The sequence below is a fragment of the Hyphomicrobiaceae bacterium genome, from assembly GCA_041397645.1.
Classification (GTDB): Bacteria; Pseudomonadota; Alphaproteobacteria; order Rhizobiales; family Hyphomicrobiaceae; genus Hyphomicrobium_B.
Window position 1 is genome coordinate 43,775 of the sequence record JAWKWE010000006.1, and the last position, 12,214, is coordinate 55,988.

8 protein-coding genes are annotated in these 12,214 nt (G+C 56.4%); 3 read left to right on the plus strand and 5 right to left on the minus strand.

Going from position 1 to position 12,214, the window contains the following annotated elements:
* Positions 1-3: 3 nt before the first annotated feature.
* The 5 genes from R3D51_16235 to R3D51_16255 all read right to left on the minus strand — a co-directional run bounded on the left by R3D51_16235 (position 4) and on the right by R3D51_16255 (position 7,357).
* Positions 4-1,329 carry an O-antigen polymerase gene (locus R3D51_16235; protein ID MEZ5901031.1) on the minus strand — a complete coding sequence of 442 codons (1,326 nt, stop codon included), beginning with the start codon at positions 1,327-1,329 and terminating at the stop codon, positions 4-6.
* A 126-nt stretch (positions 1,330-1,455) separates the two neighbouring features.
* Positions 1,456-2,877, minus strand: a complete 1,422-nt coding sequence (locus R3D51_16240; protein MEZ5901032.1) for a polysaccharide biosynthesis/export family protein — start codon at positions 2,875-2,877, stop codon at positions 1,456-1,458.
* A gap of 289 nt (positions 2,878-3,166) precedes the next feature.
* Positions 3,167-4,087, minus strand: coding sequence for a hypothetical protein (locus R3D51_16245; GenBank protein ID MEZ5901033.1), 921 nt, complete (start codon positions 4,085-4,087; stop codon positions 3,167-3,169).
* Between the two features lie 223 nt (positions 4,088-4,310).
* Entirely contained in the window at positions 4,311-5,624 is a 1,314-nt protein-coding gene (locus R3D51_16250) for an HlyD family type I secretion periplasmic adaptor subunit (GenBank protein ID MEZ5901034.1), read from the minus strand.
* Complete coding sequence (locus R3D51_16255) at positions 5,621-7,357, minus strand: type I secretion system permease/ATPase (protein MEZ5901035.1); 1,737 nt, start codon at positions 7,355-7,357, stop codon at positions 5,621-5,623. The genes R3D51_16250 and R3D51_16255 overlap by 4 nt, the downstream gene beginning before the upstream one ends.
* 1,002 nt (positions 7,358-8,359) lie before the next feature.
* Here R3D51_16255 and R3D51_16260 point away from each other — a divergent pair.
* The 3 genes from R3D51_16260 to R3D51_16270 all read left to right on the plus strand — a co-directional run bounded on the left by R3D51_16260 (position 8,360) and on the right by R3D51_16270 (position 12,196).
* The gene (locus R3D51_16260; protein ID MEZ5901036.1) at positions 8,360-9,799 is read left to right on the plus strand and encodes an oligosaccharide flippase family protein; all 1,440 of its coding nucleotides are present in this window, start codon (positions 8,360-8,362) and stop codon (positions 9,797-9,799) included.
* Positions 9,800-10,014: 215 nt separating this feature from the next.
* Complete coding sequence (locus R3D51_16265; protein MEZ5901037.1) at positions 10,015-11,841, plus strand: carbamoyltransferase N-terminal domain-containing protein; 1,827 nt, start codon at positions 10,015-10,017, stop codon at positions 11,839-11,841.
* A complete protein-coding gene (locus R3D51_16270; GenBank protein MEZ5901038.1) occupies positions 11,828-12,196 on the plus strand; it encodes a hypothetical protein in 369 nt (122 codons plus the stop codon). Before R3D51_16265 ends, R3D51_16270 begins: the two co-directional genes overlap by 14 nt.
* Positions 12,197-12,214 lie beyond the last annotated feature (18 nt).

Here is a 12,214-nt window from a genome sequence, read left to right on the forward strand (position 1 = left end):
CGTTCATGTCCGGCTGGCACTCGGGAGCGCGAGCTGTTGCTGCGGCAAAGTCTTGTCGACTGCGTGTGCCCGAAAATAAGCGGCAACCGCGAGCGTCGCGAGGATCACGGGAAAAAACCGGCTGTGCCCCCAGTAGAATACACGCAGAAGCTCTACAACTCCGGTGAACCACAGCGGATAGAACAGCATGCCGAGCAACTCCCCTCTCGCAAAGCCGGCGAACAAGCGGCCGCTGATGGCACCGAGCCCCGCGCAAAAGAGAACACCCAGGAAGTAGCCGTAGTCGAATAGCGGCATAAGGATACCGCTCGTGTTGTTGAATTCGGGATTAAGATAGGCTTCGAGATATGCCATGACATCGAAGCCTTCGGCAGACCGAGTAGGATCAATAAACTGCCAAAGCGGGAAGCTGTGATACCAGTGCGCTGTCATTACAGGTTCATACAGCGGGCCATTTTCCACGAGAAGCGCACCGTTGTTGAGGGCTGTCGCGTAATATCCCGAAAACCGGATAACAATAAATTCGAAGAATGAGCCGGGGAAGACATTCTGGTAATATTGCCACGAACGAAAATACTCTCCCAGACTGAACACAGCAAGTAAGCCGACAAGCCCTAGCAAGGGCGCCAACGGCTTCAAGTCGATCGTGCGGGTAGATTTTTCGACGTTCGCCTTCGCGTAAAGCGTCACCACCATGGCAAGCGCCAACTCGATAACCGCCAGGCGCTCCGACCACAACCAGGCACGCATGACACAAGCGAACATCACGACGAAGAAGAGAATGCGGTAGTGCGCCGGCAGTGCCGCTCCGGTCAGTAGGCGATAATTCAATATGATCACAGCAAGCAGCGATTCGACTGCAACAAAGCTTGTGACCCCGGGAATGCGATTCAACGTGGTTCGCAAGTCGTACATGGCCGTCGTCGAACCCTGCATCAAATCAATCAGGAGCTGCGGCTTAAACAGCAACGGAAACATGAAAATCGCATAGGCCCCGAGCACAAGCGCAAAGAGAACATTGACGGCGCGATCGACCGCACGCACGTCTATGCGAGCTTCTGACGCGGACTGTGCACGAACTGGCTCAAAAATCATGGAGGCAAGAGCAAACATCGCTAATGCGATGGCTCCTACGATGACGATTTCACCGCTGAAGAATTTGGTGCTGTGCTTGTAGACCGCATAAGCACTTTCGCCGAGGTAGGCACACAGGACAAAAATAGGAAAGTGGACGAATAGAACGATACGCGATGGATATGCCCACCAATAAATATTTGTATCGGCGTTACCGGGCGTACTCTGCGTTTCGCAGCGTGGTCTATCATCCATGTCTAGTTTTGCGTCCTGGGTTGGAGAGCGTCCCATCGGTCGACCGTGGCAAACGTCATGACGCGGACGGCAAAATGAAGCGAATAGGCAGCCAAGCAAATTCTTGCTTGGCTGCCTACCGATTAATTAGGGCGCGCCGATCGTGATCAGCTTAGCGGCCACAGTGTTCGTTGTGTCCAGGAGCTGTGCAATGTCCGAGGGTCCCCAGCCATAGCGGGCCATGACATGCTCTGCACTGCCTCGCGGCGGAGGGATGACCTTAACCGTATCGCCTGGCTGCAGGACCGTCGTCTCGGTTGCAGCCACCTCAACGCGCGCACCAGCTTTGTCGGTTCGTACGATCGCAAACGTGAGTTGTTCGCTGCGCGGACGATCCTCGATCGATGCCAATTGAGGGGTCGTAGCTTCCGACTGCCGCAACAGCTGTCCGGCTGTGATCATCTTCCGGCGCAGCTCATCAAGGCGAGCCTTGGTAGCACGAATGTCGGCATAAGTCTGATTGGTGCGAACGCTGCTGAGCTCGAAGGCTTCCAACTCAAGCCTGCTCAATTCTTGGCGCACTCGCGCTTTATCGCTCCTTAGACGCATCCGCTCGCTTTCGACCTGCATCAAGTTCCGAGCCACCTCAGACTTTCGCGCATTCGTCGTCAGTCTCCTTTCCAGCAGCTTGGTGAACTGATCCATCTCATCTCGAGCAAGCTGAACATAGTGATCCTGGGCTTCGAGATTAGCATTGGAGGCCTGTAGTTCCTGCTGCAGCACGGCCTTCATGCTTTCGAGTTCGGTCTTGCGCGACTCATATGCCTTGCGCCGCGCATTGAAGATGCGGTTTTCTTCGTCGAACACCGGCTCGATATCGGACGCACTACTCGATCTCATCAAAGATGCCGGATACACGATGCTCGTCTCGCCATTGGCTTCAGCTTCAAGCCGGGTTAGCTTGGCGACAAGCGAGTAGATTTCGCTCTGAATGACACGAGCATCGCCTGCAGTGGTGATGGTGTCACGGTCCGAACGCGACACTTCTGCTTGCGTCAGACGCGGCAGCCCGCCGGCGATCGAAATCGCCTGCACGATTGTCAAATTTGGACGGTACGCATACTCGCCGGGGTGTTCGACGGATCCCAAGATGTAGAAGGGACGGTACTGTACAATTTCGACCGTAGCGGAAGGCGCCTCAACAAGGCCCAACGCCTGCTTCATTCGTTGGCCCACGGCCGTCGAAAGATCGCGGACATTGCCGCCAGCTGCCGAAATATCTCCGATTAGAGGCAGTGATATCTTGCCCGACTGCCCGACAGTGTAGACATCATTCAATGCCTTCCACTCGAACACTTCATCGCGGGAGGGCCGCCACGCAAAAACTTTCAGCCTCACCTTGTCCATCGGACCAAGAAGATATTCTTCTTCGCTATTCCCAGCCACATTCTCCGCAACGCCTTGAGCGCTGACATGACCAATGCCCAAGCTCCACAGCATAACCGACAGCGCTGCAGCGAGCCCGACGGGCCGTATCAACGCGGTGACATAGGAGCGTTGGATTGTCATGATTGTTTTCTTCTCGATCATCGTCATAACGGCACCATTCCAATTTAGAAGTCGAGAGAGCCGCTTGGCCCTTTAGAAATTTTCCAATTCACTTAACCACCGGCCACAGCGAATGAGGTCCTCGAACGTCGAAACGTCTATTTAAATGCTACCCCCACTTACTCACCGTGTGTCGTGCCGAAAAAGTAGCCTGTGGCGATCCGAAAGAACGATTAAATCCCGACGCTTGCTGTGCCGCAGTACGTCTTTGGGTGAGTGACTACTCCAATTGGAGTAGTCGATCGCCGAGTCAGTGAGCGTAGTTCCAATCAGGTGTGCTTAGGCGCTTTGCCACGACATCGAATAGTCCGCCATTCCAGACGAACGGTGCCGATGGCGGCGAGAATCGCATCCGCTTTGATTTGATGACCACAGGAACTCCTGTTTCCCGCACGCGCTTGGCCTGACGTAGCAACCGGCTACGTCCTATTGTGCGATCGATATACGATAGCAGCACCAGATCAGAAGCGACCAAGTTCGCCGCACCAGATACCTCAGATCGCTCGAGAAGTTCGGCAAACACCTCGGCCAGAAATTCCGGCAGTAAAGCCCACCTCCCCGACAAAAGAACGCCTAGCCAGGCACCCGCGGAGAACAGTTCATGCGCAAAGGCCCATTGCGGGTAGATGTAAGCGCCATTGACCCTGCTGTGGATCGAGGCGACAAGTGCGTCGGCTTGTTCGCAATCGGATGTCGATTGGCAATCTCCTTCCGCGGCGCGCAGAACGCGATTAAGCGTGATGATAACTGCCACCTGATAGACGAGATACTCTCGCAAAGTGCTCGATTTTATCGATGACAGGGCCCGGCCAATCGAAATGTTTGTTTTGGGGTCCGCCATCACTCCATCGCGCAAAATGTCCGCACAAATCATGCTCATTACGCGCTCGCGTTCCGAAACGTCTTCAAAGTCGCAATGCTGCTCGAGGCTCGACGCGAGAGAACGCATGTGCGCAGCAATAGCGTTCCGGATGTGCCGCGCCGGACCTCGCTCTCCTCGGCCACCGCTCGCTAAAAGCACCGGCAAAAACATGATCAGTTCGTCGAGATCAATGCTATCCCAATCGCTCGCATACCAAGCCGTGTGCAACGACTGTTCGACGAGACCATCTCCCCAGATTGTGCCTACTTGCCGCGATTTTGACGCCCATTCATCTGCAAGTTTAATCATACTCGCCATCCCGCAGCTTGCTGCGCGGCGTGACTTGCCGCTCCCGCACGTTAGGACGCGATTATGGGCGCGTTAATTCCGCCAAAGGGGGTAAATCTCAGGCCACCAAATTGATCACCCGGTGCACGCCACGCGCTTCACGAAATTGCCGAGGTTGAGCGCGCGCCCTGTTTGCTCCAACCCACGTCAGCTCAGCCCGCTCTGGTAAGGGAAAATCGATCGGCTATTTTTCGCGGAACGCACGCTCGACCTGATCGCGCATCGGCTTCACGAGATAGGACAGGACATTGCGGTCACCCGTCTCGATGAAAGCCTCGACCGGCATACCCGGCACGAGTTTGACGTTGCCCAGACGCGCGATCTCCTCGGCGGGTAATGTAATGCGGGTCGTGTAGTAACTTTGGCCCGTTCGTTGATCAACCGAAACATCCGCCGATATCCTGCTGACCTCACCATTGATCTCAGGTGTGGTTCTCTGGTTGAAGGCGGAGAACCGCAGTGTGGCCTGCTGGCTCAACCGAAGCTGGTCAATGTCCTGCGGTAGCACTTTCGCTTCCACTGCAAGATTATCGCCTTTGGGAACGATAAGCATGATCGTCTCACCGTTCGTGCCAATCACACCACCTACTGTATGAACCGCCAGCTGATGCACTGTGCCATCCTGAGGAGCTCGAATATCAATGCGCTTCAGCTGGTCCTCGGCAGTGACCTTGCGCTCCACAAGTTCGCCGATTTTACCCTCAACTTCGCGTAAGTCCTTACCAACCTCACTGGCAAGGTCTCGATCAATCTGGGTGATCTGCAGCTCGGTCTCCGATCTTCTGTCTTTCGATTGCGCAACGGCGGCTATCAATTGACCGCGTTCACCTTCGACCCGTGTTGCCTCGCGTTCCAAGGCGGTGAGCTTGGTGATCGGCATGAGATTCTTTGCCCACAGGTCGTGCGCGCCCTGCAGCTCCCGGTTGATCAACACGATCTCTTGAGCCTTGGCCTGCTCTTGTATCGTCAAACCGTTCGTCTGTTCGTCCAGCTGATCTATGCGCTGATGAAGTTGGGCCTTCTGCCCCATTCGCGCCGAGCGGCGGATCTCAAACAACTTGCGCTCGCCCTGCATAACACGCGCAACTCCAGGATCGCTCGCACGCGCGACAAGTTCATTGGGAAAATTGAGATCGTCTTGCCCATCCCGCTCAGCTTCCAGCCGCGCCTTGCGAGCTAGAAGCTCATCAAGCCCCTTGGTGACAATGGCAAGCCCGGCTCGCGTCACTGTATCGTCAAGGCGCACCAGCACATCGCCGGACTTAACACGGTCCCCGTCACGCACGTTCAGCTCGGCGACTATGCCGCCAGTCGGATGCTGCACCTTCTTCACGCTGGAGTCGACAACGAGCGCGCCTGGGGCAATGACGGCGCCCGATATCTCCGTAGTTGCTGCCCAACTTCCCACGCCTCCAACAAGAAGCAAGAAAAGGCCTGCCCCAGCGTAAAGGTGGCGGCGTATGGATCGCAGTGTTCGTGTGCTTGGCCGAACAGTCATGATGCGACCCCCTCAAGATCGGTAACAACCTTAAGCGGCGAAACGGGGGGCGAAGGTCGTACGAGCTTCGACAGAACATCGTCTTTGGGCCCGAATGCCTGGGTGCGGCCCTGCGCCAGAACCAGAAGCAGATCGACCCCGGCGATCGCACTCGGCCTGTGCGCAATGACCACAACGACACCGCCGCGCGCCCGGATACCGACGATTGCCCGCGTTAGGGCCGCCTCCCCTTCTGCGTCGAGGTTGGAATTCGGCTCGTCCAGCACCACCAGGAACGGATCGCCGTACAGTGCCCGTGCCAACGCAATACGCTGTTGTTGACCGGCTGAAAGAGCCGAGCCCTGGTCTCCTAGCTGGGTCTCGTAGCCATCGCGCAAATTGACGATGAGATCGTGCACTCCGGCCGCATGAGCCGCTGCAATAATCATCTTAGAGTCCGCGTCAGGATCAAACCTGGCAATGTTCTGAGCCACCGTGCCTGCAAACAGCTCCACGTCCTGCGGCAGGTACCCAACATGACGGCCGAGTTCTTCGAAGTGCCATTGGTCGAGGGATGCGCCATCCAAACGTACGCTACCACGCACGGGACGCCATACGCCAACCAGCAGCCGCGCCAACGAAGACTTGCCCGATGCACTTGGTCCGATGATACCAAGCCCCTGACCACTCTTCAGGTCAAAGCTGATCTCATGGACGACAGATCTCGTATCACCCGGCGGTGACGCACTCGCGCCTTGCACCGAGAGTTTTACCTTCGGCGCAGGCAACTGCATAAGCTCATTTTGTGCGGGCAAGAAAGCCAGCAACTTATGAAGCCTCTGCCATCCCTGCCGCGCGGCAACAAACCCTCGCCAATTTGCAATCGCCAAATCGACAGGGGCGAGCGCCCTGGCCGACAAGATCGATCCCGCAATGATGATACCGGCCGTTGCTTCCTGCCTTATGACGAGATACGCGCCGATTCCTAGAATGGCCGACTGCAGCATCATACGCAGAACCTTGGAGAGAGCGCCGAGACCGCCGGAAACGTCGCTCACCCGCCGCTGACTGGCAATATAGCTTTGGTTGGCGTCACTCCAGCGTGCCCCCATGTGACCGGCCATTCCCAGGGCCAAGAGAACTTCGGCATTGCGCCGGCTGGTCTCCGCCAGGCCGTTACGATGCATGGCAGCCTCGGTGGCTGATCGCGTTGGCGTGCGGATAAACGCCTCGGTGAGCACGGTCAGGATCACTAAAACGACGGCACCACCTAGTGCAGCCATCCCGAGAATGGGGTGAAATGCGTAAATGATACAAAGATAGAGTGGCATCCACGGCATATCGAAGAGAGCGGTGGGACCGAGGCCGGATAGAAACGACCGGATGGTGTCGAGATCACGTAGTGGCTGGTTCCCCTCGCTTCGGTAGCCGGTCTTGAGCGGAAGACGAACAATCGCGTTGTAAACGCGTCCGCTCAAAGCCTCGTCGAGAGATGCGCCGATCCGCACCAGCAGACGACTCCGGATCAAATCGAGAAGTCCTTGCGCAGAGAACAGGCCGCCCGCCAGCAGTGCTAGACCCACGAGCGTCGGCACACTTCGGCTCGGCAGCACCCGGTCATACACCTCAAGCATAAAGAACGACCCCGTCAGCATGAGGACGTTGATCAAACCGGAGAAGAACGCGATGCCGATGAAAGCTGCCTTGCAAGACGTCAATGCGGCTTTGAGCTCGGAACGAGGAGTACTTACCAGGGGTAACGATTTCGACTGTCCCGAGACCTCGGTACTCGCCTCAACGGCCGATGCCACTCCATTTCGACGTCTTGCACTAATCAGGTAGAGCAATGACCCTATCGCCGCCAGCACGAGCCAAACCGGCAAATGGAGAAACTTTATGATCCCCCGATCCCAAACCGACGGTGGCAGATGTGCCTGTATCCCTTCACGCGAAACATCCAAACCTGCAGGCTGAGCCCAATTCCACAGGTCACTTAGCGTAGTGGCGGCCAAGCGGCTCTGGCCCGCCAGGGATTGCGCCACATCGAGGAAGAGCGTCGCCATGGCGCCGATAAGAAGCAAGCCGGCGAGCCCTTGCAGTGTGACGATTACAGTCGATGGACTACCTGCTTCCCTTCGGTTGAATATTGAGAAGCTCCGGCGTCCCACATGCCACAGGCCCACGCACAATAGTCCAAACACGACCCATACAGGGATGCTGACTTCCATCGCATCGCCTTGATACCAAATCGGCGGGGACAAGTGCATTCCGATTGCCTCGGACATTTCCTCAAGGAACGAAGTTGGAGGACGAAAACTCGGCCTCCGGCCGGATCAATCTGGAGAGTTTGCGACGACAACACGGTCGCAGCTTCCAAATATAATCGCGTGCATTTGCCGGAATGCGTGAGACGCCTAAAATGGAATGCCTAATATAACCAAAAGACGTACCCGACAATCGGCGCACCACCGGTGGGGCATTCCAATTGGTAAAGCTTACGGCGCCGACGCGCGACTTCATGACCTTCATTGAGAGGCGTCACGGAAGTGTAATCGGCGGTGCAGCCGAAAGTTCGCCTCGCATGTGATTGGCGGTTCAGCTTAGCTCTCACATTCTCGGAAATACGAAAAGAAGGCTTCGCTCTCCTCCTCGCCGCGGGCTGGGACGCTAAGTCCGAACGGTCGATACGTCTTTTGATCATCTTACGCGTACCAGTTGTCTATGAACAATGACTACGCACGCACCCCGGAGCCGAAATGATAAGTTTGCGCAAGGCTGTCCTGCTCGCGACCGGAGAGCAACAGTTCGCGCTTGGCGCAAATTTCGTCGTCGCCGTCGCGACTTCTCGACTGATGTCGCCCAACGAGATCGGTGTGACGGTGGTCGGGATGTCAATTGTAAACGTAGCGACCTCGCTACGCGAATATGCGACCTCAACATATCTGATAAAGCACGCCGATCTGTGCGACACACGCACGAAGGGCGCCCTTACCGGCATCCTGGCTTTCAACGTTCTTCTTACACTTGCTCTCGCGCTTGGTGCGCCGATTTTCGGCTCTCTTTATACCGATGAACGACTCACAACTTTTCTTCAGATTGTTGCGGTAGGCTTGCTCGCCGAAGCCCTGGCCCAACCCGTCGTCGCCGTCGCACGCCGCGATATGGCCGTTGACAAGGCTGCTATGATCGGGGCGGCCGGCACCGCGACTATGGCCTGCGTGACAATCGCACTTGCGGCCCTTGGCTGGGGCTATATTAGCTTTGCCATAGGCATACTCTGCGGATTCACGGCAACCGCACTTGCGGCAGCGGTTTTCAAACCCAAATTCTGGTTCTTCCGCCCCACGCTCGACGGTGCCGGTGATCTATTCAAATTTGGCAAGTACAACGGCACTCACTCAGTGTTGCGCGCGGGCTATGAGAGCGTCCCCTACCTGATACTCGGGCACATTTTGCCGCTTGAGGTGGTTGCCTACTTCCATCGCGCTCTGATGTTGTCCCAACTGCCCGGCAAGCTCCTGCTTAGCGGCGTGGACGTGCTGATGCTGCCCGCGCTCTCAGCTGAAGCGAGACAAGGCCGCGATCTGAAAAGGCCTTTCATCCGCACTCTGCAATGTGTGACTGTTGTCTATTGGCCAGCACTCATCCTATTGGCAATATTGGCGCATCCAATCGTCACGACGTTATATGGCGCAAAGTGGGACAGCGTTGCACCCGTTGCTCAGATTATGGCTCTTGGCGCCATGGCCGGCTTCCTCGGTAAATTCGATGGCTCTGTTCTAGTCGCAGCTGGCGGCCTAAGTGACATGGTTAAGCGGAGCATGGTCGCGTTTCCTTTGTGCGCGGCGATCAGCGCAGCAAGCGCATTTTTTGGAGTCTACGCGCTCGCTTGGAGCACGTGGCTCACTTATCCGCTGCAGCTTGGGATTTCGCTCTACTTTGTCAGGAAGCATGTTCCATTTACGTGGGGCGAGCTGGCGTCCGCACTATCACATAGCGCACTGGTCACCGCAGTGTGTGTTGCGTTGCCGCTCTTGATCCTAGCAATACAAGACAAAGCCACACTTTCATTCAGCGACGTCCTACTTGCGGCGCTCGCGGCGCTTGTCGGGTGGTTGGCTGCGCTGCGCTTCAACCGGCATCCTATGCTCTCCGGCCTTCAGGGGCCTCAGGTCAGCGCAAGAAGCTCGCTTTGAACTAGTTGGATACCTCGCACTACGCCATACGAGCGATAACGCCTATCCTATTGGGCAACTTCCCCAGCATTGCACAACAATAAACAATAATCTCAAACGAAGATCAATTTACCAATTTTGTTCGCACACCTTCAATTTGTAATATCGCCGACACTTTCGTTAAATACCGTCATCTTCTATCGCGACCCGCCCATGATGATCACAGGAGTGAGCTGGTGGGGTACGTACTCGGCATTTCAGCATACTACCATGACGCCGCCGCAGCGCTCGTTCGTGATGGAGAGATCATCGCGGCAGCGCAGGAAGAACGGTTTTCGCGTAAGAAGCACGACCCTCGCTTTCCTCGCCAAGCCATCAACTATTGCCTGGGTGAAGCGTTCATAGATCCCGCCGAGCTAGAAGCGGTCGCCTTCTATGATAGTCCGCTACTCACGCTGGACCGCGCGATGAAAAACGCATTGAGCGTAGCTCCATCCGGTCGCGAGCAGTTCGTTGCAGCTTGCCGTGGAATATTGGGAACGAAGGCTCAATTTGCTGCCGATGTTGAAGCCGTGCTCGGGGAGACGCCGCGTCTACTCCATACCCATCACCACATGGCGCATGCCGCCAGCTGCTTCTATCCCTCGCCTTTCAACGAAGCCGCGATCCTGACCATCGATGGCGTCGGCGAATGGGCCACGTGCACACTGGGATTCGGGAGCGGCAATAAAATAGAATTGCTGAAAGAAATACGATACCCGCACTCGCTGGGGCTTCTTTATAGCGCATTCACCTACTATTGCGGCTTCAAGGTGAATTCTGGCGAATACAAACTCATGGGCCTCGCGCCATATGGGAAGCCAATTTATGCTGATCTCATTCGAGATACCTTGATCGACGTGAAGGACGACGGTTCCTTCTGCCTTGATACGGATTACTTTGGCTTTCTTGACTCGCGTCTAATGATAAACAAGCGCTTTGAAGCGCTTTTCGGCGGCCCGGCCAGGAAACCCGACACGACGATTACGCACAAGGAGATGGACCTCGCCGCATCGATACAGCAGGTCACCGAGGACATCGTTCTGAAACTGGTCGCTCATGGCAAGGCGCTCACCGGATCCAACAATCTCGTTTTAGCAGGCGGCGTGGCACTCAACTGCGTTGCCAACGGCCGCGTACGGCGGGAGTCGGGGCTCGAGGGATTGTTTGTCCAGCCTGCGGCCGGAGACGCTGGAGGTGCGCTCGGCGCAGCGCTCTTAGTCTCGCACCAAATGTTCGGCGCGCCACGCTCTGTGAAGCCAAGCAGCGACTCGCTTATGGGCAGCTTGCTTGGCCCTCGCTTCGCTCCCCATGAAGTGGCCTCAATCATAGAGCGCCAAGACTGGCCGCACCATCACGTTACCAATTCGGACGAACGCGCGCAGATCGTTGCCGGCGCATTGGCGGATGGCAAAGTGGTTGGATACTTCCGCGGACGAATGGAGTTCGGACCGCGCTCGCTGGGATCACGATCAATTCTCGGCGATCCGCGGCGTACGGATATGCAAAGCACGATGAACCTCAAGGTGAAGTTCCGCGAGAGCTTTCGGCCATTTGCACCCGCAGTATTAGCAGAACGCGCGGCAGACCATTTTGAACTCGAATGTGAGAGCCCCTACATGCTGCTCACCGCGCCCGTAAAAGCCGAACGCCAACTTCCTATGGATTGGTCGACGTTCGATAGCGGCGACATGATACCCATTCTCCATCAGAAGCGGAGCGATATCCCGGCAGTCACGCATGTTGACTACAGTGCTCGCGTCCAAACGGTCGATGCTGAGCGCAATTCTGATTTCTTCCAGCTTCTGAGAGCGTTCGAGGAACTGACGGGTTGCCCCGTTCTCGTAAACACATCCTTCAACGTAAGGGGTGAGCCCATCGTATGCACACCTCAAGACGCCTACCGCTGCTTCATGCGCACGGAGATTGATCTGTTGGTACTTGAAGATTGCTTGCTTTGGAAGAGTGAGCAACCTGCTTGGCGGGAGAAGGACGACTGGAGGCTTGAGCATGAACTTGATTGATTCAAACGCAGTCGACCGCCTTTCCCTGGCACTGTTCGACGACATAGTGATCCCATCGGCTGAAGCGATGCGCGCGACGGGACATGAAGGGTACTTCGCCCGCGCAAGGGATGTGAAGGCGCTGACCTACTTTGGACCACCCAGCATGGCGATCATGCAATCTGCTGACTTCGATTTCCCAGGCGGAGGCGATGCGACGGGACTTATCGACGTGGCTGCACAGCATTGGATCGCCGAGGGCGAGGAGCACTTGGCGAGTATGTGCCCCTGGATGCGGAAAATTGCGCGCGCCCTGGAAGAAGAGGCAGCAGTCAGCACCGGGGATGTGGACATAATGTGTTACACGATGTTTTGAAGGCGGGAAGGAACGCGC

Excerpts from the sequence above, each read along its gene's own strand:
- R3D51_16235 (MEZ5901031.1), bottom strand. The coding sequence starts at position 1,329 with ATGGATGATAGACCACGCTGCGAAACGCAGAGTACGCCCGGTAACGCC.
- R3D51_16240 (MEZ5901032.1), bottom strand. The coding sequence starts at position 2,877 with ATGACAATCCAACGCTCCTATGTCACCGCGTTGATACGGCCCGTCGGG.
- R3D51_16245 (MEZ5901033.1), bottom strand. The coding sequence starts at position 4,087 with ATGATTAAACTTGCAGATGAATGGGCGTCAAAATCGCGGCAAGTAGGC.
- R3D51_16250 (MEZ5901034.1), bottom strand. The coding sequence starts at position 5,624 with ATGACTGTTCGGCCAAGCACACGAACACTGCGATCCATACGCCGCCAC.
- R3D51_16260 (MEZ5901036.1), top strand. The coding sequence starts at position 8,360 with ATGATAAGTTTGCGCAAGGCTGTCCTGCTCGCGACCGGAGAGCAACAG.
- R3D51_16270 (MEZ5901038.1), top strand. The coding sequence starts at position 11,828 with ATGAACTTGATTGATTCAAACGCAGTCGACCGCCTTTCCCTGGCACTG.